The 24,710-nt window shown below is 63.6% G+C and carries 15 protein-coding genes, 2 tRNA genes and 1 pseudogene; 8 read left to right on the forward strand and 10 right to left on the reverse strand.

What is annotated here, in order from left to right:
- Positions 1-23: 23 nt before the first annotated feature.
- The 3 genes from nirD to APH34_RS07345 all read right to left on the reverse strand — a co-directional run bounded on the left by nirD (position 24) and on the right by APH34_RS07345 (position 7,205).
- Positions 24-386: a nitrite reductase small subunit NirD gene (nirD, locus tag APH34_RS07335; RefSeq protein WP_054900518.1), complete on the reverse strand. Its 363-nt coding sequence runs from the start codon at positions 384-386 to the stop codon at positions 24-26.
- Positions 386-2,938 carry a nitrite reductase large subunit NirB gene (gene nirB / locus APH34_RS07340; protein WP_054900519.1) on the reverse strand — a complete coding sequence of 851 codons (2,553 nt, stop codon included), beginning with the start codon at positions 2,936-2,938 and terminating at the stop codon, positions 386-388. The genes nirD and nirB overlap by 1 nt, the downstream gene beginning before the upstream one ends.
- A 277-nt stretch (positions 2,939-3,215) precedes the next feature.
- On the reverse strand, positions 3,216-7,205 hold the full coding sequence (locus APH34_RS07345; RefSeq protein WP_054900520.1) for a bifunctional nitrate reductase/sulfite reductase flavoprotein subunit alpha: 3,990 nt from the start codon (positions 7,203-7,205) through the stop codon (positions 3,216-3,218).
- Between the two features lie 309 nt (positions 7,206-7,514).
- Here APH34_RS07345 and map point away from each other — a divergent pair, with 309 nt between their 5' ends.
- Positions 7,515-8,291 carry a type I methionyl aminopeptidase gene (map, locus tag APH34_RS07350; protein WP_054900521.1) on the forward strand — a complete coding sequence of 259 codons (777 nt, stop codon included), beginning with the start codon at positions 7,515-7,517 and terminating at the stop codon, positions 8,289-8,291.
- Between the two features lie 143 nt (positions 8,292-8,434).
- Here map and APH34_RS07355 read toward each other — a convergent pair.
- A tRNA-Asp gene (locus tag APH34_RS07355) sits at positions 8,435-8,511 on the reverse strand.
- Positions 8,512-8,524: 13 nt separating this feature from the next.
- A tRNA-Val gene (locus APH34_RS07360) sits at positions 8,525-8,600 on the reverse strand.
- A 216-nt stretch (positions 8,601-8,816) separates the two neighbouring features.
- Between APH34_RS07360 and rdgC the strand changes: the two genes are divergently transcribed.
- The 3 genes from rdgC to sugE all read left to right on the forward strand — a co-directional run bounded on the left by rdgC (position 8,817) and on the right by sugE (position 11,236).
- On the forward strand, positions 8,817-9,737 hold the full coding sequence (gene rdgC, locus APH34_RS07365; protein ID WP_054900522.1) for a recombination-associated protein RdgC: 921 nt from the start codon (positions 8,817-8,819) through the stop codon (positions 9,735-9,737).
- 95 nt (positions 9,738-9,832) lie between these two features.
- Positions 9,833-10,798 carry a bile acid:sodium symporter family protein gene (locus APH34_RS07370; protein WP_054900523.1) on the forward strand — a complete coding sequence of 322 codons (966 nt, stop codon included), beginning with the start codon at positions 9,833-9,835 and terminating at the stop codon, positions 10,796-10,798.
- Between the two features lie 120 nt (positions 10,799-10,918).
- The gene (gene sugE, locus APH34_RS07375; protein ID WP_054900524.1) at positions 10,919-11,236 is read left to right on the forward strand and encodes a quaternary ammonium compound efflux SMR transporter SugE; all 318 of its coding nucleotides are present in this window, start codon (positions 10,919-10,921) and stop codon (positions 11,234-11,236) included.
- 10 nt (positions 11,237-11,246) lie between these two features.
- Here the strand turns inward: sugE and APH34_RS07380 are convergent, their stop codons facing one another.
- Positions 11,247-13,121, reverse strand: a complete 1,875-nt coding sequence (locus tag APH34_RS07380; RefSeq protein WP_054900525.1) for a 1-acyl-sn-glycerol-3-phosphate acyltransferase — start codon at positions 13,119-13,121, stop codon at positions 11,247-11,249.
- 259 nt (positions 13,122-13,380) lie between these two features.
- Between APH34_RS07380 and APH34_RS30290 the strand changes: the two are divergent.
- Both APH34_RS30290 and APH34_RS30295 read left to right on the forward strand, forming a co-directional pair.
- Positions 13,381-14,445, forward strand: a pseudogene (locus tag APH34_RS30290) (methyl-accepting chemotaxis protein); the annotation flags it as partial.
- Positions 14,437-15,300 (forward strand): methyl-accepting chemotaxis protein, encoded by an 864-nt coding sequence (locus tag APH34_RS30295; RefSeq protein ID WP_371263299.1) that lies wholly within the window; start codon positions 14,437-14,439, stop codon positions 15,298-15,300. The pseudogene APH34_RS30290 and the gene APH34_RS30295, both read left to right, overlap by 9 nt.
- A gap of 86 nt (positions 15,301-15,386) precedes the next feature.
- On the opposite strand, the gene APH34_RS07390 is transcribed toward APH34_RS30295, so the two are convergent.
- From APH34_RS07390 to APH34_RS07400, 3 genes are all read right to left on the reverse strand, one after another.
- The gene (locus APH34_RS07390; protein WP_054900527.1) at positions 15,387-16,220 is read right to left on the reverse strand and encodes an amidohydrolase; all 834 of its coding nucleotides are present in this window, start codon (positions 16,218-16,220) and stop codon (positions 15,387-15,389) included.
- A gap of 24 nt (positions 16,221-16,244) precedes the next feature.
- Positions 16,245-17,519: an MFS transporter gene (locus APH34_RS07395; protein ID WP_054900528.1), complete on the reverse strand. Its 1,275-nt coding sequence runs from the start codon at positions 17,517-17,519 to the stop codon at positions 16,245-16,247.
- A 132-nt stretch (positions 17,520-17,651) separates the two neighbouring features.
- Positions 17,652-18,383: a GntR family transcriptional regulator gene (locus tag APH34_RS07400; RefSeq protein ID WP_054900529.1), complete on the reverse strand. Its 732-nt coding sequence runs from the start codon at positions 18,381-18,383 to the stop codon at positions 17,652-17,654.
- 190 nt (positions 18,384-18,573) lie between these two features.
- Between APH34_RS07400 and APH34_RS07405 the strand changes: the two genes are divergently transcribed.
- Together APH34_RS07405 and APH34_RS07410 are read left to right on the forward strand one after the other, a co-directional pair.
- Positions 18,574-19,752, forward strand: coding sequence for an MFS transporter (locus tag APH34_RS07405; RefSeq protein WP_054900530.1), 1,179 nt, complete (start codon positions 18,574-18,576; stop codon positions 19,750-19,752).
- A 129-nt stretch (positions 19,753-19,881) separates the two neighbouring features.
- Complete coding sequence (locus APH34_RS07410; RefSeq protein WP_054900531.1) at positions 19,882-23,358, forward strand: hybrid sensor histidine kinase/response regulator; 3,477 nt, start codon at positions 19,882-19,884, stop codon at positions 23,356-23,358.
- On the opposite strand, the gene rmuC is transcribed toward APH34_RS07410, so the two are convergent.
- Entirely contained in the window at positions 23,330-24,703 is a 1,374-nt protein-coding gene (gene rmuC / locus APH34_RS07415) for a DNA recombination protein RmuC (protein WP_176512647.1), read from the reverse strand. The two genes, APH34_RS07410 and rmuC, sit on opposite strands and share 29 nt — an antisense overlap.
- Between the last annotated feature and the right edge of the window lie 7 nt (positions 24,704-24,710).

The following is a 24,710-nucleotide window of genomic DNA, read 5'->3' on the forward strand; positions in this document are numbered from 1 at the left end:
CCGGCACTGGCAACACAGGAAAATCAGGCTATAGCCAACTCGACAGCACCATCGTTCAACCGCACCGGCCACACCCGCAACCTCTGCCCGCCATCCTCCAGGCACTCCCCGGTCTGCAGGCTGAAATGCTGCTTGTACAACGGCGCCGCCACCACCAGTTCGCCCTGCACAGTGCCCACCAGCCCGCGGCCGATGATGTTGGCACCGGAACGCGGGTCACGGTTGTCCACCGCGTACAGCGGCTGCGCCTGCCCCGGCAGGTAGAACAACGCCACCTGCGCCCCATCGAGCCATACCACCACCCCAGAATCGGCGACCAGGTCGTCGGCCTGGCAGACCGCCTGCCAGTTCACCTGCGTTGTCACAGCAGCATTGAGCAGAGCCATCAGACAGCCTCCTCGACGGTTGGAATAAGGTGCAGGGGTGCAGCGGGGCGACGCTGCTGGCGCTCACGGATGAAATGCACATCCGGGTCGGCCCGCTGGTCGTTGACGAAGGTACGGAAGCGCTTGAGCTTTTCCGGGTCGCTGAGGGCGTTGGCCCACTCGCATTCATACTGATCGACCACGTGCTGCATTTGCGCCTCCAGCTCGGCGGCCAGGCCCAGGCTGTCGTCGAGGATCACCTGTTTGAGGTAGTCCAGGCCGCCTTCCAGGCTTTCACGCCACACCGAGGTACGTTGCAACTTGTCGGCGGTGCGGATGTAGAACATCAGCACGCGGTCGATCAGGCGCACCAGGTTTTCATCGTCCAGGTCGGTGGCAAACAGCTCGGCATGCCGTGGGCGCATGCCGCCGTTGCCGCACACGTACAAGTTCCAGCCCTTGTCGGTGGCGATCACGCCGATGTCCTTGCTCTGCGCCTCGGCGCATTCGCGGGTACAACCAGACACCGCGAACTTGAGCTTGTGCGGGCTGCGCAGGCCCTTGTAGCGGTCCTCCAGGCGCAGCGCCATGGCGACGCTGTCCTGTACGCCATACCGGCACCAGGTGCTGCCCACGCACGATTTCACCGTGCGGGTGGACTTGCCATAGGCATGGCCAGTCTCGAAGCCTGCCTCGATCAACTCGCCCCAGATCAGCGGCAGCTCATGCAACTGGGCGCCGAACAGGTCAATGCGCTGGCCGCCGGTGATCTTGGTATAGAGGTCGTATTTTTTCGCCACCTGGCCGATCACGATCAGTTTGTCAGGGGTGATTTCCCCACCGGGGATGCGTGGTACCACCGAGTACGTGCCGTTCTTCTGCATGTTGGCCATGAAGGTATCGTTGGTGTCCTGCAGCGGCACCAGGGCGGGGTCCATGATCGGCTGGTTCCAGCATGAGGCGAGGATATTGCCCACCGCTGGCTTGCAGATATCGCAACCGACATGCCCCTGGCCATGGCGCGCAAGCAGGTCGTTGAAGGTACGGATGCCTCCGACCCTTACCAGCCCGTAGAGCTCTTGCCGGGTATAGGCGAAGTGTTCGCACAGGCGCTTGTCCACGGTCACGCCTCGGGCGGTAAGCTCATGCTCGAAGACCTGCTTGAGCAGCGCCGCACAGCCGCCGCAACCGGTCGCCGCCTTGGTGCAGCCTTTGAGCGCGGCCAGGTCGCTGCAGCCACTGTCGATTGCCGCGCACACAGCACCTTTGCTGACGTTGTGGCACGAGCAAAGGGTCGCGCTGTCAGGCAATGCATCGGCGCCCAGGGTTGGCGCACCGCCGCTTTGCGGCAGGATCAGCGCGGCCGGGTCGGCCGGTGGTGCGATGCCATTCTGGACGTATTGCAGCAGGGTGTCGTAATAGCTGTTATCGCCCACCAACACGGCACCCAGCACCTGCTTGCCACTGGCATCCACTACCAGCCGGCGGTAGGCGGCGTTGGCTTCGTCGATGAAGCGGTAGCTGCGCGAGCCAGGGGTGGCCCCGTGGGCATCGCCGATGGAGCCAACATCCACACCCAGCAGCTTGAGCTTGGTCGACAGGTCGGCACCGGTGAATTCCCCTGCCTGCGCGCCCAGCAGCAGCGCCGCCAGGTTGCGCGCCATGTGGTAGCCGGGGGCGACCAGGCCGAACACGCTGCCATTCCACGAAGCGCATTCACCGATGGCGAAGATGCAGGGGTCGCTGGTGCGGCAATGATTGTCGATCACCACCCCGCCGCGCGGGGCAATCGCCAGGCCGCAGGCACGGCCCAGGGCATCCTGCGGACGGATGCCGGCGGAAAACACGACCAAGTCGGTTTCCAGGTGTTCGCCGCCGTCAAAGTTCATGCGGTAACGGTAGGCCTGGCCGGGGCTGATCGACTGGGTCGCACACGACAGGTGCACACCTACGCCCAGCGCTTCAATCTGCGCCTTGAGTGCCGCGCCGCCTTCGTTATCCAACTGGACCGGCATCAACCGGGGGGCAAACTCCACCACGTGGGCTTCCAGGCCGAGGGATTTGAGTGCATTGGCGGCCTCAAGGCCCAGCAGGCCGCCACCCACTACCACACCACGGCGGGCACCGCTGGCTGCAGCGCGGATCGCGTCGAGGTCGTCAAGGGTGCGGTACACCAGGCAGGCATTGGCGCTGGAGCCCTCGATCGACGGCACGAACGGGTAGGAGCCGGTGGCCAGGACCAACCGATCGTAGCCGTAGCGGCCTTGGGCCGTAACCACTTCGCGGCGCGCGCGGTCAATCTCGAGCACTGCTTCACCCAGGTGCAGGTGCACGCCGCTGGCGTCATAGAAGCCCGGCTCACAGAGGGCGAGGGTTTCGGCGCAGCTGCCGGCGAAGTACTCCGACAGGTGCACACGGTCGTAGGCGCGCTGGCGCTCCTGGCCGAACACCCGCAGCTCGAAGCGCGCCAGCGCGCCGCGCTCGACCAGGTGCTCGACGCAGTGATGACCGACCATACCGTTGCCGACGATGACCAGCCGCTCTCGTTGCCCACTGCTCGCTGTTGCCTTCATAAGCCGATCCTCGATCAAAAAAAAAGCGCCTGGAGCCGAAGCCCCAGGCGCCTTTGCCTGTATTCATCACGGAGTGCCCAGGTGTGATCGCCATTGATCAGTGGGCGTTGTTGTAGCTGAGCTGAAGCAGGGACTGTGCCAACCCTGACTCCTGTGCTGGCCTCTACCCGGGCAAGCCCGCGCCTAGGGAATTGGTTTGCCGCGACCCCCTGCCTGGTGAAGAACCCGCCACTGACGATGCACTTTCCCGGTGCAGCACTCCCCAACCTGGGGCACCTCAATACACATCGCGCCGATACCGCTTGGCTTTGCTCAGCGCCTCGACATAAGCATCGGCATCCGCACCACCGTGCGCCGCAATCACCTCGCGCAGTGCCGCATCCACATCCTTGGCCATGCGCCGGGCATCTCCACAGACATAGACATACGCCCCCGCTTCCAGCCACTGCCACACCTGTGCCCCCTGCTCTCGCAGGCGCTGCTGCACATAGATCTTTTCGGCCTGATCACGGGAAAACGCCGTGTCCAACCGCAGGTGGCCACTCGCCTGCCAGGCCTGCAATTGCGCCTGGTAATAAAAGTCGGTGGCTGCGCACTGCTCGCCAAAAAACAGCCAGTTGCCGCCTTTGGCACCCCGTGCCTCACGCTCCTCAAGGAAGGCACGGAACGGCGCAATCCCGGTGCCAGGGCCGATCATGATCACCGGCACGTTGTCATCCTCGGGCAGGCGAAAGTGCTTCGACACCTGCGGGAAGATCGCCACCTTCGCTGCCTGCCCGCGGTCGGCGAGAAAGCTTGAGCACACCCCCTTGCGCGCACCATAACGCACGGTGGAAACGGTCAAGTGCACCTGGCGCGGATGGGCCAACGGGCTGGAGCTGATCGAGTACAGCCGTGGCTGCAGAGGTTTGAGCAACGCGAGCCAAGTGGCCAGCGGCAGGTTCTGCGGGAACGCGCGCAACACATCGGCCAACTGCCGGCCCCACAGCCAGTCCTGCAACTGTGCCTTGCAGTCGGGCTGCAGCAAGCGCTGCAGGTCGGCGGCCTGCTGGCTGAAGACCTGCAGTTGCTGCAGGGTGACGTTGGCAATTTCCAGGTGCGATGCCAGGGCCTCGGCCAGCGGCATCGGCGCATGGCCTTTGAGCTCCACCTGGGCCTGGCCATCGAGCTGCATGAGGGCCAGCAATTCCTCGACCAGCGCCGGGCAATTGTGCGGCCATACGCCCAGGGCATCGCCAGCCGCGTAGGTGAAACCGCTGTCGGCCAGGTCGAATACCAGTTGGCGGGTTTCCTTGCCGGCGCCCGGGCCGCTAAGCAAGCGGTTTTCCAGCAAGGTCGCCGCGCAGGGGTGATGTTTGCTGTAGCTGGCAACGGCTGCAGGCTCACTGATTGGCAGTTGCGGCGCTTCGCCCCCCAGTTTGGGCAACAACGCATCAAGCCAGTTAGCGAAGGCGTCCTCGTAGTCCGGCTCACAATCAACCCGTGGCAGCAAACGGCGCCCACCCAGCTCGGCCAGGCGCAGATCGAGCTTGCGGCCAAACCCACAGAACTGGTCATAACTGGAATCTCCCAGCGCCAGCACGGCATAGGGCAGCGCCGCGCAATGGGCGCCACCCTCGGCTTGCAGCGCCTGCCAAAAGGCCCTGGCGCTGTCGGGCGGATCGCCATCGCCGAAGGTGCTGGCGATCAGCACGACACTGGCCGCGCCCTGCAACTGGCCGAGGTTGACCGCGTCCAGGCAAGAGAGCTGCACCTGCAACCCCGCCCCACGCAAACCTTCGGCACAGCGTTCGGCCAACGCTTCGCCGTTGCCGGTTTGCGAGGCCCACAGCACTAGATGGCAAGGCGATGTGGCAACCGGCGCAGCCACTGGCGCCGGCTGAGCGAACAGCCCCGCCAGCAACCCGTCGACGAACAACCGGCGGGCAGCGGCCAGTGGCGCGTTGGCCGGCAAGCTGGGCACGCCCTGGGCGCGCGCCTGGTCAAGACCGAGCAGAAAGCCCTGTAGGTAATGGCGCTCATCGTCTGCCAGAACGGGCGTTTGCAGGGTGTCCAGACCCAGCAGGCGTGCAAGGGTCGCGGTTGGCATGGGGGCAGGCTCCGGTGCAAAGGTTGCGGTGCTGAGGTCGAGGGCGTCGATGCGTTCGCCAGCGATCCGCTGCAGGGTCACCGCACAGTGCTTGAACGCTGGCTGCAGCGACACAGGGTCGACGGCATCACAGGTGACGGCATTGATCGCCAGTTGCTCACCGATCACATCGTTCCAATGAAAGGGCGCAAAGCAGTTGCCCGGCATGACCCGGTCACAGACCCGCGCCGGCAGCACGGCCTGGCCACGGCGTGAACGAATCGCCACCTGGTCCTTGTCCTGGATACCCAGCCGCGCCGCATCGTCGGGGTGGATTTCGACGAAGGGGCCTGGCTCCAGCTTGTTCAGCGCAGGTACTTTGCCGGTCTTGGTCAGGGTGTGCCAGTGGTGTTGCACGCGCCCGGTATTGAGCACCAGCGGGTACTCAGCGTCCGGCAACTCGGGCGCGGGCAACCAGGGCCGGGCAAAAAAGCGTGCCTTGCCGCTGGGCGTAGGAAACAACAGAGCGCTCGGGTCGCCCTCACGGAGGTAACGCAGGGGGCTGCGGTCGTCCGTACGACCCGGTGCGCAGGGCCACTGGCGCGGCCTGTCGCGCAATTGCGGGTAGCCAATACCCCGCAGATCGTAGCCGGTGGCCGGGTTGTGAAAACGGCGAATCTCGTTGTACACCGCCTCGGCATCGGGGTAGTCGAACGCCTCGCCGTAGCCCATGGCGCAGGCCACTTTGGCGATGAGCTGCCAGTCAGGCAGGCTTTGCCCCGGTGCCTCCACCGCTCGGGGCATCAACGTCAGGTTGCGCTCGCTGTTGATCATCACACCCTCGCCTTCGGCCCACAGGGCGGCGGGCAACAGAATGTCGGCGTAACGGTTGGTTTCGGTATCGAGGAAGGCATCCTGGGTGATCACCAGTTCAGCCTGGCGCAGCCCTTCGATCACCTGCTGGCGGTTGGCGACGCTCGCCACTGGGTTGCTGCAGATAATCCAGCAAGCCTTCACCTCACCGGCCTGCATCTGCTCGAACAAGGCAACGGTGCCCTCCCCCCCTTCTGCACGTACGCTGCCGGAGGGTAGCCCCCACTGCGCCTCGACAAAGCGGCGGTCCGCCTCCACCAGTGCCGAGCGCTGGCCCGGCAGGCCTGGCCCCATATAGCCCATTTCGCGCCCACCCATGGCATTGGGCTGGCCCGTCAGCGAGAACGGCCCGCTGCCAGGCCGGCCGATGGCGCCGGTGGCCAGGTGCAGATTGCAGAGCGCATTGGTGTGCCAGGTGCCATGAATGCTCTGGTTAAGGCCCATGGTCCAGCAGCTCATCCACTCGCGGGCGCCGCCGATCAATGCCGCTGCCTGGTGGAGAGCGGCTTCGCTCAAGCCAGTGATGGCGGCTACCCGCTCAGGGGTGTAGTCATCGAGAAACGCTGGCAGCTCAGCCCAGCCTTCGGTGTGCCGGGCGATGAAATCGGGCTGGGTCTGGCCGTTGCGGTGCAGCAGGTGCAGCAGGCCGTTTAGCAGGGCCAGATCGCTGCCGGGGCGCAGTTGCAGGAACAGGTCGGCCTTCTCGGCGGTGGCGGTGCGCCGCGGGTCTACCACGATCAGCTTGGCCCCGGCTTTTACCCGGTCGAGCAACCGCAGGAAAAGAATCGGGTGGCAGTCGGCCATGTTCGCGCCGATCACCAGAAACACATCGGCCCGGTCGAAATCCTGATAACTACCAGGCGGCCCATCAGCGCCGAGCGACTGTTTGTAGCCACTGCCCGCGCTGGCCATGCACAGGCGCGAATTGGACTCGATATGGCGGGTGCGAATGAACCCTTTGGCCAACTTGTTGGCCAGGTACTGGGCCTCCAGCGACATCTGCCCCGACACATACAGCGCTACGGCGTCCGGCCCATGCTGGTCGATGATGCCACGCAGACGCAGGGCGGCTTGGTTGACGGCCTGGTCCAGGCTGCAGCGGGCCGGTTCATGGTCACGTTGATAGCGCACGAAGGCACTTTCCATTCGCCCGACGGCGGTCAGCGGCACGTGCGCGGTGATGCCTTTGGTGCAAAGGCGGCCGAAATTGCTCGGGTGCTGCTTGTCACCACTGATCTTGCTGACCTTACCGTCGGCCACACTCATGACGATGCCACAGCCGACGCCGCAATAGGGGCACACACTGCGTACTTCGGTGCTGGCCATGGGGGCTCCTGATGGAAACGCAAAAGGCGCCGGCTGCCCGGGCTTGCTTGGCAAGCGGGGGCAACACGGCGCCTTTGTCGTGAAGGTTGCAAGGCGGTCGACGTTGACGGCCCTGGGTGGAGGGCTTTCAGCAATTCCTGGGCCAGTTGCGCTGGCCCCTGCCCGGGGCAAGCGCGCTCATACCGTGACGGCGATGCTTGTTGGATCAAGGCCCCGCGCGAGCCGCTTCACTGCACCATGCGGTAGCACCGCAAAGGCCCATGGCGCTATGCTGGGGCAATTTCCAGCCAGAGTTACTACCCCTCCCCCATGTCCCAAGTGATCCTCAAGACCCCTGTCCAACTCGACCTGATGCGCAATGCCGGCCATTTGCTGGCCCAGGTTTTCGCCGACCTCGACGCCTTCATTCGCCCCGGCGTGACCACGATGCAGATCAACGACCGCGCCGAGGCGTTCATCGTCAACACCCTCAGGGCACGCCCGGCGAGCAAGGGGCAGTACGGTTTTCCCTACGCGCTCAATACCTCGGTGGACCACGTAGTCTGCCACGGCATGCCCAAGGCCGATGAGGTACTGAACGAAGGATCGATCATCAACGTCGACATCACCTTGGAACAGGGCGGCTACATCGCCGACTCATCGAAAATGTACTGCCTCGGCGAAATCAGCGAAGCGGCGCGGCGCTTGGTCGACACCACCTACGAGGCGCTGTGGAAAGGCATCAGCCAGGTTCGCCCCGGGGCAACGCTCGGCGACATCGGCCACGCCATCCAGGTGCATGCCGAGGCGGCCGGCTACAGCGTGGTACGCGAATACTGCGGGCATGGCATTGGCCAGCAGATGCATGAGGGGCCCGAGGTGCTGCATTTCGGCCAGCGCGGCATGGGCATGAAGCTCAAGCCGGGGATGGTGTTTACCATCGAGCCGATGATCAACCAGGGCGGGCGTGGTACACGAACCCTGAAAGACGGCTGGACGGTAATTACCCGCGACCACCTGTTGTCGGCGCAGTGGGAGCATACCGTGGCGGTAACAGAAGATGGCGTAGAGGTGCTGACATTGCGCGAAGAAGAGCGCAACCGCTGACAGAAGCCCCGTGGGTGCTGCCGTGGCTTGACCAGCATCCGCGGGAACCTGAGCAGCCATTGAATCAGGCACAAAAAAAAAGCGACCCTAAGGTCGCTTTTTCTGTAACTTCCGGGTGTTCAGTGGGCCCTGGAAGTTGAATATGGCGCAGCGGACGGGACTCGAACCCGCGACCCCCGGCGTGACAGGCCGGTATTCTAACCGACTGAACTACCGCTGCGCTATACATCGAGTGGTGGGTGATGACGGGATCGAACCGCCGACCCTCTGCTTGTAAGGCAGATGCTCTCCCGGCTGAGCTAATCACCCTTCGTCTCGGTGTGGCGCGCATTCTACGGAGGGCATGCCACCCTGGCAAGCACTTTTTTCAACTTTTTTAAAAAAAATTCTCAGGCCTTTCAAAGACCTAGCCGCACTGGCGTTTTCCTTCCTTATAAGCAGCTGCTGGCCCTATGACAGGGCTGGCCTGGAACCGCCGCTCGGAGAATAATGCCCGCCTTATGCATTAAGGAGAGATTGCCCCCCATGTGGTTCAAGAACCTGCTGACCTACCGCCTGACCCAGGATGTCCCGTTCGAGCCTGAAGCGCTGGAAGCCGCCCTGGCCAGCAAGCCGGCCCGCCCCTGCGCCAGCCAGGAGCTGACCACCTACGGATTCGTCGCGCCGTTTGGCAAAGGCGAAGATGCTCCCCTGGTGCACGTCAGCGGCGAGTTCCTGCTGATTGCCGCGCGCAAGGAAGAGCGCATCCTGCCAAGCAGCGTGGTCAACGACGCGGTCAAAGAAAAGGTCGAAGAGATCGAGACCGAGCAGATGCGCAAGGTCTACAAGAAGGAGCGCGACCAGATCAAGGACGAGATCATCCAGGCGTTCCTGCCGCGCGCCTTCATCCGTCGCTCGATGATCTTCGCGGCCATTGCCCCGCGCCTTGGCATGATTCTGGTCAACTCGGCCAGCGCCAAGCGCGCCGAAGACCTGCTGTCGACCCTGCGTGAAGTCATGGGCTCGCTGCCGGTACGCCCGGCCACCGTGAAAATTGCCCCCAGCGCGACCATGACCGACTGGGTCAAGTCACAACACGCCGCCGAAGGCTTCTATGTACTGGATGAATGCGAGCTGCGCGATACCGCCGAAGATGGCGGCATCGTGCGTTGCAAGCGCCAGGACCTGACCGGCGAGGAAATCCAGCTGCACCTGAGCACCGGCAAGGTCGTCACGCAACTGGCCCTGGCCTGGCAGGACAAACTGTCGTTCGTGCTCGACGATAAAATGGTGATCAAACGCCTGAAGTTCGAGGAGCTGCTGCAGGAACAGGCCGAACAGGATGGCGGCGATGAAGCCCAGCAACAGTTCGATGCCAGCTTCCTGCTGATGATGATGACCTTCAGCGAGTTCCTTCCGGTGCTGTTCGAGGCGCTGGGTGGGGAAGAGATTCCGCAAGGGGTCTGACACCAGGCTGCAAGCGCAACGCGACAAGAACAATCAGAAGCGCCAGTGCGGTGCCCCACGTGGCACCGCTTGAAGCTCGAACCGGAGGTTTTCAAATGCGTGCCCTCGCCGCCTTCAGCCGCTTCGTCGGCAACACCTTCGCCCTCTGGGTGCTGGTGTTCGCCTGCCTGGCCTTCCTGCAACCACAATGGTTCATCGCCCTCAAGGTCGCCATCGTGCCGCTGCTGGGCCTGGTGATGTTCGGCATGGGCCTGACCCTCAAGCTCGACGACTTCGCCGCTCTCGCCCGGCAACCCTGGCGCGTGGCCCTCGGCGTGGTCGCCCATTTCGTGATCATGCCGGGCATGGCGTGGTTGCTGTGCCAGCTGTTTCACTTGCCGGCGGAAATCGCCGTGGGCGTGATCCTGGTCGGCTGCTGCCCAAGTGGCACGGCGTCCAACGTAATGGTCTGGCTGTCCAAGGGTGACCTGGCACTGGCGGTGGCAATCGCTGCAGTCACCACCCTGCTTGCCCCGCTGCTGACTCCGGCGCTGATCTGGTTCCTCGCCTCGGCCTGGTTGCCGGTGTCCTTCATGGACATGTTCTGGTCGATCCTGCAGTTGGTGATGCTACCGATCGTGCTCGGCGTGCTGGCCCAGCGCCTGCTGGGCGCGCGGGTGCAGGTGGCGGTGCAGGTGCTACCGCTGGTTTCGGTGGTGAGCATCGTCATGATTGTCTGTGCGGTGGTGGCGGCCAGCCAGGCAAAAATCGCCGAATCGGGGCTGCTGATCATGGCAGTGGTGGTGCTGCACAACAGCTTTGGCTACCTGCTCGGCTACCTCACCGGCAAGTGCTGCAAACTGCCGCTGGCGCAGCGTAAATCGCTGGCGCTGGAAGTGGGGATGCAGAATTCGGGGCTGGGGGCTGCGTTGGCGGCGGCGCATTTCTCACCATTGGCGGCCGTACCCAGTGCGCTGTTCAGCGTTTGGCACAATATTTCCGGGGCACTGCTTTCGACCTGGTTCCGGCGGATGGAAGCGCCTTCACCGGCAGTGGAGCGTGCAGAACCTGCCAGGGATTGATACTGGCTTGCCGAGCCATCAACAGATGTGCACTATAGTGCCCACTGTGAGGACGGCCTCACGACGCAACGCGTGACCATTCCGGGGACGGCCCCATCATTCAAACGATGGAGACTCACTATGTCCTGGATCATCCTGTTCTTCGCCGGCCTGTTCGAAGTCGGCTGGGCTGTCGGGCTCAAGTACACCGACGGCTTTACCCGCCCACTTCCCACGGTGCTCACGGTCGGCGCCATGGTCATCAGCCTGGGCCTGCTGGGCCTGGCCATGAAAGAGCTGCCGCTAGGCACCGCTTATGCCATCTGGACCGGGGTGGGCGCAGTGGGTACGGTGATCGCCGGCATCATCCTGTTTGGCGAATCCATGGCGCTGGTGCGGTTGGTCAGCGTGGCACTGATTGTCTGCGGCCTGATCGGCCTCAAAGTCAGCGCCAGCTGAAAACCTGTCCTTAACGCAGGTCGCCGCGCAAGCGGCTGACCTGCTCACGCAGGGCATCCGGCTGCGCTGCCTCCACCGGGATGGCGGCACCCGCCACGATGGTCACCCGCGACCACAAGCGCTTGAAGAACCCCTTGGCCGGATCACGGCTGAAGAAGCTGCCCCACAGCCCTTGCAATGCCAACGGAATCACCGGCACCGGGGTTTCCTCCAGGATACGGCTGATGCCGCCCCTGAACACATCGATCTCACCATCGCCAGTCAACTTGCCTTCCGGGAAGATGCATACCACCTCCCCCGCCGCGAGGTACTGGGCGATGCGGGCGAAGGCGCGTTCGTAAATGGCCGAGTCCTCGTTGCGCCCGGCAATCGGGATGGCCCCTGCGGTACGGAAGACGAAATTGAGCACCGGCAGGTTGTAGATCTTGTAGTACATGACGAACCGGATCGGCCGACGGATCGCCCCGCCCAGCAGCAGCGCATCGACGAAAGACACATGGTTGCACACCAGCAGGGCCGCGCCCTCGTCCGGGATGCGCTCAAGGTCACGGTGCTGCACGCGGTACATCGAATGGCTGAGCAGCCAGATCAGGAAGCGCATGGTGAATTCAGGCACGATCCTGAAGATGTAGGCATTGACCAGAATGTTGAGCAGCGACACCACCAGGAACAGCTGCGGGATGGTCAGGTCGGCCAGGCCCAGCAACACCATGGTGAGGATGGCCGAGACCACCATGAACAGGGCATTGAGTATGTTGTTGGCAGCGATCACCCGGGCGCGCTGGTCCTCGGCAGTACGCGCCTGGATCAACGCATACAGCGGCACGATGTAGAAGCCGCCGAACACACCAAGGCCCACGATGGACAGCAGGATCCACCACGCCTGGTGCATGCCCAGCAACGCCAGCCAGTCGTGTGGCGCTGCGCCAACCGGCACGTCGCCGGAATGCCACCACCAGAGCAGGCCGAACACGGTCAGGCCGAACGAGCCGAACGGCACCAGGCCGATCTCCACCTTGCGCCCGCTCAGCCGCTCGCACAGCAGTGAACCCAGGGCAATGCCCACGGAGAACAAGGTCAGCACCAGCGTTACCACGGTGCCGTCGCCGTGTAGCCAGTCCTTGGCGTAGGCCGGGATCTGGGTCAGGTAGATGGCACCGACGAACCAGAACCACGAGTTGCCTACGATCGAGCGCGACACCGCCGGGGTTTGCCCCAGGCCCATGCGCAGGATCGCCCAGGACTGCTTGAAGATGTTCCAGTCCAGTTGCATCTGCGGCGACACAGCCGCTGCACGCGGGATCCAGCGGCTGGCCAGGTAGCCCAGCACGGCAGTACCCACCACGCCGCCTGCCACCACGGTGGCGTAGCTGTCGCTGGCCATCATCATCCCAGCACCGATCGTGCCGGCGAGGATCGCCAGGAAGGTGCCCATTTCCACCAGGCCGTTGCCGCCCACCAGCTCTTCTTCACGCAGGGCCTGGGGCAGGATCGAGTACTTCACCGGGCCGAACAGCGCTGAGTGTGTACCCATGCCGAACAGCGCCACCAGCATCAGCGCCAGGTGATTGCTGACAAAGCCGAGCGCGCCGATGGCCATGATGACGATCTCGGCCAGCTTGATGGCCCGTATCAGCGCGTCCTTGGCGAACTTCTCGCCAAACTGCCCGCCCAGCGCCGAGAACAGGAAGAACGGCAGGATGAACAGCAGCGCACACAGGTTGACCCAAATCGAGCGGTCGCCGTCGCCCAGGCTGAGTTTGAACAGGATGGCCAGAATCAGCGACTGCTTGAACAGGTTGTCGTTGAAGGCACCCAGCGACTGGGTGATGAAAAACGGCAGGAAGCGCCGCTTGCCGAGCAAGGTGAATTGCGAGTGACTCATCGTCCTTGTTCCTGGAGAGGCTTTGTCATTGGAGGTACGCAGGGCGCAATAAGCCACAAATCTGCACAGGAAAGCCCTGGCCTGGCAAGTGACGCCGAGGCCAACTGCAACAGACCGATAGCACAATAGTGGCTATTTCTTTGCTGTAACCGTTCAGATTTTGTTACATCTGCCGACAATTCATATAGATAACTATATCTGACATAAGGAACAGACCTCCGGTCTCCTCCAACGCATAAGAAAAGGAGCTCAGCAGCATATGTTTACCTGGTTCGGTGATCTCAAGATCGCCAATAAGCTTTTTCTCGGATTCGGTCTGGTGCTGTGCCTGACGCTGATCCAGTCACTGATCGGCTGGAACGGTCTGGGCAGCCTGGTGCGCCGCAGCGAAGTGGTCAGCGACGTTTCCGGGCTCAATGATGCCCTGGGCGATCTGCGGGTGGCGCGCTTGCGCCACGCCATGGCCAATGGCGAGGAGAGCGAGGGCAAGGCATTGCAGGCGGCACTGGATGCATTCGAGCAACCTCTGATCAAACTGCGCGGACTGTTGGTAAAGCCGGACAACCTGGCCATCCTCAGTCAAGCCGAGCAGGCCCTGCATACCTATGCCGGCAACCAGGCGCTGAGCTTCCAGGCCTACCAGAAGATGCGCGCCGCCCAGCAACAGATGGGCGCACTGGCGACCCAGTCCTTTGCCAGCATCGAGCAGGTCCGCAACCAGGTACGCGCCCTGCCCGACGCCGAACAACGCTTCGTGCGGAGCGAGGCGATCAACCAGATTCGCGAAAACCTGATCCTGTTGCGTTACCACGTGCGTGGCTACACCGGTAATACCAACGCCGAAACCGAAAAGCTGATGAACACCCAGATCGCGACCACGGTGAATGAGCTGTCGGGCCTGGTGTCACGGTTCAACGGCAGCTTTGCCGACGAATTTGCGCAGCTCGAGCAGCAGGTACGGGCCTATGCCGATGCCGTGGAGGCCTTTCGCGGTGAAGTGAGCAAGCTGGTGCAATACCGCACTGCCATGGCTGATGATATCGAACAGCTCAACACCCTGATCGGCAAGCTGCTCGATGCACAGGCCGTGGCAGTGGTCCAAGACAGCCAGTTCGCCAAAGCCCTGCAGATAGTCACCACGCTCCTCGCCCTGCTGATGGGCGCGTTGGCCGCCGTGCTGATTGCCCGGCAGATCAGCCAGCCGCTACGCCACTTGCTCAAGGCCATGGAACAGGTGGCCGCAGGTGACCTCGGCGAGCAACCGGCCAGCCACCGGCGTGACGAAGTCGGCCAACTGCAGAATGCCCTGCAGGGCATGACCCGTAACCTGCGCGAACTGATCGCCCAGGTGCGCGACGGTATCTCGCAGATCGCCAGCGCCACTGAAGAACTTTCGGCGATCACCGAGCAGACCAGCGCCGGTGCCAACAACCAGAAAGTGGAAACCGACCAGGTTGCCACTGCCATGCAGGAAATGGCGGCCACCGTACACGAAGTGGCGCGCAACGCGGGTGAAGCCTCCCAGGCCGCCAGTGCCACCGACGACGAAGCACGCGAAGGCGACAGCGTGGTCAACCGCGCCGTGGCGCAGATTGGGCGCCTGGCCAGCCAGGTGGATGCCACAAGCGAGGCCATGGACGCCCTGCGCAGCGAAAGCCAGCGCATCGGCAAGGTCATGGATGTGATCAAGGCCGTGGCCGAACAGACCAACCTGTTGGCACTCAACGCCGCGATCGAGGCAGCCCGGGCAGGCGAAGCGGGCCGAGGCTTTGCCGTGGTCGCCGATGAGGTGCGTAGCCTGGCCCAACGTACGCAGGCATCGACCCAGGAGATCGAGTCGGCCATCGCCAGCCTGGAAGACGGCACCCGCTCGGTGAGCGAGTTGATGGAGCAAAGCCAGAACCTGACCGAAAGCACTGTGGCACTGGTGCGTGAGGCGGGTGTAGCGCTGGGAGGGATTACCCAGCGGGTGTCAGGCATACAGCTGATGAATCAGCAGATTGCCGCAGCGTCGGAACAACAGAGCGCAGTGGCCGAGGAAATCAGCCGCAGCGTGGTGACCGTGAGGGATATTTCCGAACAGACGGCTGAGGCCAGCCTGCAGACTTCGGCCTCCAGCGTGGAATTGGCGCGGTTGGGTGGGCAGTTGCAGCAAATGATCAGCCGGTTCCGGTTCTAAGCGTAAGCAAGCCGCCTGCAGGCGAACTCAGCCTGCTGCGCCCCCATCGCCGACAAGCCGGCGACAGGGGCGCAGCTACCGCTGTATCACTCGAAACCAAACAAGTCCCGCGCCGTATCCACCAACAGTGCCCGACGCAGCTCAGCCGAACAGCCCAAGGCCTCGAACTGCTCCACCACTGTGGCAAAGCTCACCGCCGCCTCATGCTGGGTATGCGGCCAATCGCTCCCCCACATCAGCCGCTCGGCACCATAATGCGCCTCAAGCGCACCCAGGGCCTGGCGCGCGAACGTCAGGTTCTGCTCCGGCGTGCCTTCCAGGCGGTAGACCCCAGACACCTTCACCCACACCTTGCCCTTGCCGCCGAGTGTCAGCAGCTCGGCAAAGCCCGGCTGCCCCAGCCCCAGACGGGCGTCGGGCCGGCCGAAATGATCGATGACGATGTTCAGGCCGTAGGGCTCGAGCGCTCGCACCAGCGCCGGGATGTCGGCCACGTGACGGTGCAGCTCCAGGTGCCAGCCTTGTTCGGCAATGCGTTCCAGCAACGGGCGCCACGCACGGTCGCGCAGGTCGGGCAGGGCCTGGCCCATGAGGTTCAGGCGCACGCCCCTGACACCAAGGCGGGCCATTTCATCCAAGGCTGCACGCTCAACGTCCGGCTCCAGCATCACCACCCCGCGTAACTGCCCCGGCACGGTTTGCAGCGCGCTGAGCAGGTAGCGGTTGTCGGTGCCCAGAAAACTGGGCTGAACCAGTACGCCATGGCTGAAACCATGGCGTTGCAGCTGGCCCAGGTAATCGCCCAGCAGTGCGTCGTAACTCGGCGCGTAGCGGCGCTCGCTGGCCAGGTTCAGCCCACGGGTAAAGACGTGGGCATGGCTATCGATAGCCGTTGGAGAGGAAGCAGGAACGTCGGGCATGGTGGTCTTCAGGACTTGATCAGGTTACTTGGCGCCAGCCGTCGCCATGGCTGGCACTGGGGTGGCTTCGAGCGTGCGCCCACGGGTTTCCGGCAGGCACAGTGCGGCAATCATGGCGACGCCGTAGGCAATGCCGGCATCGATGCCGATCGCGCTGCCCAGCGACATGGACTCGCTCATGTGGCCGACCAGGAACGGGAACACTGCCGACAGCACACGGCCGAAGTTGTAGCAGAAGCCAACCCCAGCGCCGCGTACGTCGGCCGGGTACAGCTCGTTGAAGAACGAGCCCAGGCTGGCCGGAATGCCGGCGGCGAAGAAGCCCAGCGGGAAGCCGAGGAACAGCATCTGGGTATTGGTCAGCGGGAAGAATACATAGGCCTGCACGGTCAGCACGCAGCACAGGGCAAACAGCAGAATGTTCTTGCGTCGGCCAATGCGGTCGATCAGCAGGCCGCTGATCACGCAGCCGCACCAGAAGGCGAAGATGATGACGGCCAGGTAGCCGCCGGAGTTCAGCACCGAAAGGTTGCGCTCGGTCTTGAGGAAGGTCGGCAGCCAGGTCATCACCGCATGGTAGCCACCATGGGCACCCAGGCCCAGCAGGCCGCCAAGCAGGGTCACGCGCAACAGTTCGGGGCGGAAGATCCCGGCCATGGATTTGAAGAAGCTGCCCGGGATGGCCTTCTCTTTCTGCAGGCGCTGGAAGCTGTCCGGCTCTGGCACATTACGGCGTACCCAGATAATCAGGAGCGACGGCAGCAGCCCGACGAAGAACATCACCCGCCAGGCGAACTCTTGCGGTACCAGCGAATAGATCAGCGCGAACAGCCCGACCGCCAGGCCCCACCCCACGGCCCAGGCGCTCTGCACGGTGCCCATGACCTTGCCGCGGTATTTCGGATTGATGGTCTCGGCCATCAGCACCGCGCCGGCCGCCCATTCACCACCGATGCCAAAGCCTTGCATGGCCTTGACGAACAACAGCGGGTAAAAACCGGTGACGAACGCGGAAAGAAAGGTGAAGAAGGAGAACCAGAGGATCATCCACTGCAGCGTGCGCACGCGCCCGTAACGGTCCGACAGGGTACCGCCGAGCCAGCCGCCGATGGCGGAGGTAACCAGCGTCAGGCCGCTGATCAGGCCTGCGTCACTCTTGGTCAGGGAGAACGCGGCAATCAGCGCGGGAATGGCCAGGCCGAACATCTGCACTTCCAGCGCATCGAGCGACCAGCCACCGAAACAGGCCCAGAACGTCTTGCGTTCCCGTGAAGTGATCTGGCGATACCAACTGAACATGGTTTTTATCCTTCTAGTCGTGTGTGTTACGGCCGGGCGTGCCGAAGCTCTTGGCGCGCGGGCGACCGGGCAGGCGAAGCCACTGCGCCGAGGCAGACCGGCGCAGACGGGTAACGGGGTGAAACAGCCGGGTCAGCGAATGTCGATGCGGTAGCGGAAGTGCTGCGCATGGCCGCGCGAGCGGCGCCATTCCAACGGTTTGCCGGCGTAATCACGGGCCAGACGCTCGATCACCACCACCGGGCTGTTGGCCGGCAGTTGCAACAAGCGGCCATGCGCCGCATCGACCGCTTCGGCGGTCAGGGTCTCTTCGGCGTAGGCGACCACCTGGCCGCACAGTTGCTCGTAGATCGGGTAGAGCAACGGGCCTTTGCTCTGCAACTCGACCTCGAGCAGGGGCTGGAAGGTCTGCCGTGGCAGCCAGATTTCCTCAGCAAGCACCGGTTGGGCGCCGAGTAGACGGGTACGAACAATACGAATCACCTCGGCTTCGGCCTGCAGCCCCAACGCTTCGGCCACCGCAGACGGTGCAGGCACGGGCGCGATGGAGAGGATGCGGCTTTCCGGCATCAGCCGTTCGCCGCTGGCAGACTCGAAACGGAAGAAGCGGAACAACGAGGACTGGAACTGCGGGCGGCGGATGAAGGTGCCGCGGCCTTGCTGGCGCTCCAGCACACCTTCGGCCACCAGCACGTCGACAGCCTTGCGCACGGTCCCCACGGACATGTCGAATTCGGTGGCCAGGGCCGCTTCGGTCGGAATCGCCTCGCCCGGGCGCCAGCGATTATTGGCAATCTGCTCGACCAGATGGTCACGCAGTTGTTGGTAGCGGGGCAGTCGAGCATCACCGGACAGTGGGTGCATGGGTCGCTCTCTCGTCTTGTTATATAAACATATATATGAATTTTTCCGAGAGTATTCCCGCAGTACCGCAGCGTGTCAATCCTCCGCTGGTCGCCTGCGCAAACCGGCGACGAGGCCAGCACAGGCGACACACAACCTCAGCCTCCCTTATGCTGAAGCATCGGCACCCCACCACAACAAGGAAGTGGCAATGCTCGCCGCCCTCAAGCACTACCCTGCTGCCGTACGCCTGCTGTTGGTCACCACCTTCACCCTGACCGTGGCCCGTGCCCTCACCCTGCCCTACCTGGTGGTCTACCTGGCCGACAACTTCCAGCTTTCGGTCAGCCAGATCGGCCTGCTGATCGGCGGCGCGTTGATCGCAGCCTCGTTACTGAGCCTGTATGGCGGGCACTTGGTGGATACGTTGCGCAATCACACGTTGGTCAGCGCTAGCACACTGGTGTTCGCCCTGGCCTTCGTGGCGGCCATCTCCAGCCGCTCGGCAGTGCTGTTCTTCCTGTGCCTGGTGCTGATCAACCTGGCCCTGGCAGTGGTCGACATTGCCGCCAAGGCCGGCTTTTGCGCCTTGCTGCCCGTGGAGCAACGGGCCGAAGTGTTCGCCATCAAGTACACCCTGAGCAATGTGGGTTACGCCATCGGTCCGATGCTGGGCGTGGCGATGCTGGAGCTGGACGATCATTTGCCCTTCTTCGCTTCTGCGCTGATTGGCATGGGCATGTGCCTGGCGTACTGGCGCCTGGGCGAGCGCACGCTCAAGGCCAGCGCACCGGCGCAGCCCGGTGCGGGCTTCGCCCAGGTGGCGCTGGGCCTGGCGCGCGACCGGCGGCTGGTCTGCTTCACCCTCGGCGGTGTACTCAGCGCCGTGGTATTCGGCCAGTTCACCGCGTACCTGTCGCAGTATCTGGTGGTGACCACCAGCGCCAGCGAAGCGGCGCGGCTGGTGGGCTACCTGGTAACCACCAACGCCGTGACGGTGATTGCCCTGCAGTACCTGATCGGCCGACGCATCAGCCGCCAGCAGTTGATGCCCTGGCTGCTGGCGGGCATGGCCCTGTTCATTGCCGGCCTGCTGGGCTTCTTCCTGGCCGGATCGGTGCTGGCCTGGTGCCTGGCCATGCTGGTGTTCACCCTGGGCGAGATCATCGTCATCCCGGCCGAGTACATGTTCATCGACCTGATTGCGCCAGAGCATTTGCGCGGGGTGTATTACGGCGCGCAGAACCTGTCCAACCTGGGAGCGGCGCTAGGGCCGGTGATGGTCGGACTGGTCCTGGGACACTGGTGGCCGGGGCTGATCTTCTACCTGCTGGTGTTGTCGGTGATACTGGCAGGGGTGTTCTACTGGAGGGGAACTCGGCAGGCATGAGGCAGTACAGGTATACGCCCAACCCTGCGACGACGCGCCACTGCGACCATCGTCGGCGCTGACGAACCCTCGTCTGCGTGCCAGACTGATTGATCGGGACCGCGTTATCTTTTTTGCTCCGGAGTTTTCATGTCGTTGTCCAGCGGGCTGATCGCCGTGGTCGCCCTGGCCTATATGGCCATCATGTTCGCCATCGCCTTCTACGGCGACCGCCGCAGCACACCGTTGCCGCCGCGGCTGCGTGCCTGGGTGTACAGCTTGTCATTGGCCGTGTACTGCACCAGCTGGACCTTCTTCGGCGCGGTCGGCCAAGCCGCCGAACAGCTCTGGGCTTTCCTTCCCATCTACCTGGGGCCGATCCTGCTGCTGATCTTCGCACCCTGGGTGCTGCAGAAAATGGTGCTGATCAGCAAACAGCAGAACATCACCTCGATCGCCGACTTCATCGCCGCACGCTACGGCAAGTCGCAAACCCTGGCGGTGGTCGTTGCGCTGATCTGCCTGGTCGGCGTGCTGCCCTATATCGCCTTGCAGCTCAAAGGCATCGTGCTTGGCGTCAACCTGCTGATCGGGGCCAATGCCGATGCCACCGGCACTCGCGTGCAGGACACTGCCCTGGTGGTGTCGCTGGTGCTGGCATTGTTCGCCATCGTTTTCGGTACGCGCAGCCTGGATGTCACCGAGCACCACCGCGGCATGGTCCTGGCCATTGCCTTCGAATCGCTGATCAAGCTGCTGGCCTTCCTGGCCGTGGGCGTGTTCGTGGTATTCAACCTGTACGACGGCTTCGACGACCTGTTCACCCAAGCACGCCAGTCGGTGCAGCTGGACAGCTATTGGCAGGAAACCATCAACTGGCCGTCGATGGTGGTGCAGACCGCCGTGGCAATGATGGCGATCATCTGCCTGCCGCGGCAGTTCCACGTGACCGTGGTGGAGAACATCGAGCCCCAGGACATGCGCCTGGCACGCTGGGTGTTCCCGATGTACCTGGCACTGGCGGCGCTGTTCGTGGTGCCGATCGCCCTGGCCGGGCAGATGCTGTTGCCCGGCACGGTGATTTCCGACTCGTTCGTGATCAGCCTGCCATTGGCCGAAGCGCACCCGAGCCTGGCACTGCTGGCCTTCATCGGCGGCGCCTCGGCCGCTACCGGCATGGTCATCGTCGAGGCGGTGGCGCTGTCGACCATGGTCTCCAACGACATGCTGCTGCCCTGGCTGCTGCGCCGCAACAATGCCGAACGGCCTTTTGAAGCCTTCCGGCACTGGATGCTCTCGGTGCGCCGGGTGACCATCGTGGTCATCCTGCTGCTGGCCTATGTCAGCTATCGCCTGCTCGGCTCCACGGCAAGCCTGGCCACCATCGGCCAGATCGCCTTCGCGGCCGTGACCCAACTGACCCCGGCCATGCTGGGCGCGTTGTACTGGAAGCAGGCCAACCGCCGCGGCGTGTTCGCAGGCCTGGCAGCGGGCATCTTCCTGTGGTTCTACACCCTGGTGCTGCCCATTACCGCCCATAGCCTGGGCTGGTCACTGCAACTGTTCCCGGGCCTGGCGTGGCTGCACGGCAACCCGCTGAACCTGCCGATCACGCCCCTTACCCAGGGCGTCGTGCTGTCACTGGCCGGCAACTTCACGTTGTTCGCCTGGGTTTCGATGCTTTCACGTACCCGCGTGTCGGAACACTGGCAGGCCGGGCGCTTCATCGGCCAGCAGACCAGCGCTCGCCCCAGCAGCAAACCGTTGCTGGCCGTGCAGATCGACGACCTGCTGACCCTCGCCTCGCGTTTTGTCGGTGAAGAGCGTGCACGGCAAAGCTTCATCCGCTTTGCCTATCGCCAGGGCAAAGGCTTCAATCCCAACCAGAACGCCGACGGCGACTGGATCGAGCACACCGAGCGCCTGCTCGCTGGCGTGCTCGGCAGCTCCTCGACCCGCGCTGTCGTCAAGGCGGCCATCGAAGGCCGGGACATGCAGCTTGAGGACGTGGTGCGCATCGCCGATGAAGCCAGCGAGGTGCTGCAGTTCAACCGCGCCTTGCTGCAAGGTGCCATCGAGAACATCAACCAGGGCATCAGCGTGGTCGACCAGAACCTGCACCTGGTGGCCTGGAACCGCCGCTACCTGGAACTGTTCAACTACCCCGACGGCCTGATCAGCGTTGGCAGGCCGATCGCCGACATCATTCGCTACAACGCCGAACGCGGCCTGTGCGGCCCAGGCGAAGCGCAAGTCCATGTGGCGCGGCGCCTGCACTGGATGCGCCAAGGGCGTGCGCACTCCTCCGAACGGCTGTTCCCCAACGGCCGGGTGATCGAGCTGATCGGCAACCCGATGCCCGGTGGTGGCTTTGTGATGAGCTTCACCGACATCACCCCGTTCCGCGAAGCCGAGCAGGCCTTGCGTGATGCCAACGAAGGCCTGGAGCAGCGGGTAGCCGAACGCACCCATGAACTGTCCCAGCTCAACCAGGCGCTGTCGGAGGCCAAGAGCCAGGCCGAAGCGGTGAGCAAGTCCAAAACGCGCTTCCTGGCAGCGGTCAGCCACGACCTGATGCAACCGCTCAATGCCGCCCGGCTGTTCTCCGCCGCCTTGTCGCAGCAGGCCGAAGGCATGAACGAAGAAGCCCAGCAGCTGGTTCAACACATGGACAGCTCGCTGCGCTCGGCCGAAGAACTGATCAGCGACCTGCTGGACATCTCGCGCCTGGAAAACGGCAAGATTACCCCAGATGCCAAGCCGTTCGCACTCAACGACCTGTTCGACACGCTGGGGGCGGAGTTCAAGCTGCTGGCCGCCGAAAAGGGCTTGGAATTCCGCCTGCGTGGCAGCCGCCTGCGGGTCGACAGCGACATGAAACTGCTGCGCCGGGTATTGCAGAACTTCCTCACCAACGCCCTGCGTTACGGCAAGAGTCCTATCCTGCTGGGTGTACGCCGCCAGGGCGAGCACCTGTGGCTGGAAGTGTGGGACCGTGGCCCGGGCATTGCCGACGACAAGCTGCAGGTGATCTTCCAGGAATTCAAGCGCCTGGACAGCCACCAGACCCGCGCCGAGAAAGGCCTGGGGCTAGGTCTGGCGATTGCCGACGGCCTGTGCCGAGTGCTTGGCCATAAGCTGGAAGTGCGCTCATGGCCCGGCAAAGGCACCGTGTTCCGGGTCAACGTGCCGATCGCCCGCCAGGCTGTGGCAGCACCGAGCGCACCCGTGGAGCAGGCGAGCCAGCCGCTGGCCGGCCTTCACGTGCTGTGCGTCGACAATGAAGACAGCATTCTGATCGGCATGAACAGCCTGCTCAGCCGTTGGGGCTGCCAGGTATGGACTGCTCGCAACCGCGCCGAATGCGAGGCACTGCTGGCCAAGGGCATGCGCCCGCACCTCGCACTGGTGGACTACCACCTGGATGATGGCGATACCGGTACGGGCCTGATGGGCTGGCTACGAGCCCGCCTGGGCGAACCGGTCCCCGGTGTAGTGATCAGTGCCGACGGCAGCAAGGAAACCCTTGCCACGGTGCATGCCGCAGGCCTGGACTACCTGGCCAAGCCGGTCAAGCCGGCGGCCTTGCGCGCCCTGCTCAATCGCCATCTGAGCCTGGTGCAGTAACCGCCTCGTCCGGCAGCGCTTCGCCGGACAATGCCCGCTCCAGCAAGTCGGCCGGCAGGCTCTTGCTGGCACGGGCACCGAGCAGTTTGAGCTGTTCGCTGCGGCTGATCAGGTTGCCGCGCCCTTCGCAGAGCTTGTTGCGCGCAGCAGCATAGGCTTTGTCGACCTGCTGCAAGCGGTTGCCCAGTTCATCCAGGTCCTGAATGAACAGCACGAACTTGTCGTACAGCCAGCCCGCACGCTCGGCGATCTCACGGGCATTCTGGCCTTGGCGTTCCTGCTTCCACAGGCTGTCGATGACCCGTAGGGTAGCCAGCAAGGTGGTTGGGCTGACGATCACGATCTGCCGGTCGAATGCCTCCTGAAACAGGTTGGGCTCAGCCTGCAGGGCAGCCGAGAAGGCCGCTTCAATGGGCACGAACAGCAACACGAAATCCAGGCTGTGCAAGCCTTCGAGACGGCTGTAGTCCTTGCTGGACAAACCTTTGACATGGCTGCGCAGCGACTGTACGTGCTGTTTGAGCGCGCCTTCATCGTTACTGCTGACGAACTGCTGATAGGCCGTAAGGCTGACCTTGGCATCGACCACTACCTGCTTGTCGCCAGGCAGCATGATCAGGACGTCGGGCTGATAGCGCTCACCTTCGGCGCTCTTGAGGCTGACCTGGGTCTGGTACTCGCGGCCCTTCTCCAGGCCGGCATGCTCCAGCACGCGCTCGAGGATCAACTCGCCCCAGTTGCCTTGGGTCTTCTGGCCCTTGAGTGCCTGAGTAAGGTTGGTAGCTTCATCGGACAGGCGCAGGTTGAGCTGTTGCAAGCGCTCCAGTTCCTTGCCCAGGGAGAAACGCTCACGGGCTTCCTGCTGGTAGCTTTCTTCCACGCGTTTCTCGAAGGCCTGGATCCGTTCCTTGAGCGGGTCGAGCAACTGGCCCAGGTGCTGCTGGCTGGTCTGGGCGAAGCGTTGCTCGCGCTCATCGAAGATTTTCGTGGCCAGGTCGGCGAACTGCGCACGCAGGGTATCGCGGGCTTGCTGCAGGTCTTCCAGACGCTGCTGATGGCTTTCCTGCTGTTCGCGCAGCTCGGCTTCCAGGCGTGCAGCCTGCGCCTCCAGCCGACGCAGCTCGGCTTCACGGTTAGCCCGCTCGAGGTGCCAGGCGTGGGCGGCATCGCGGGCATTGTCACGATCAATCTGCAACAACTCCAGCTCGCGGCCCTGCGCAGCCAACTGGGCCTGTTTGACGCTGTTGGCTTCGCTGAGGTCGCTGACCTCATCACGGCTGGCGTCCAATTGCGCCTGTAAGCTGGCCTGAGCCAGCAGCGCGCTGTTCAGGCGCTCTTCGAGCAAGGCGTGC

This window comes from Pseudomonas sp. NBRC 111131, from assembly GCF_001320525.1.
Classification (GTDB): domain Bacteria; phylum Pseudomonadota; class Gammaproteobacteria; order Pseudomonadales; family Pseudomonadaceae; genus Aquipseudomonas; species Aquipseudomonas ceruminis.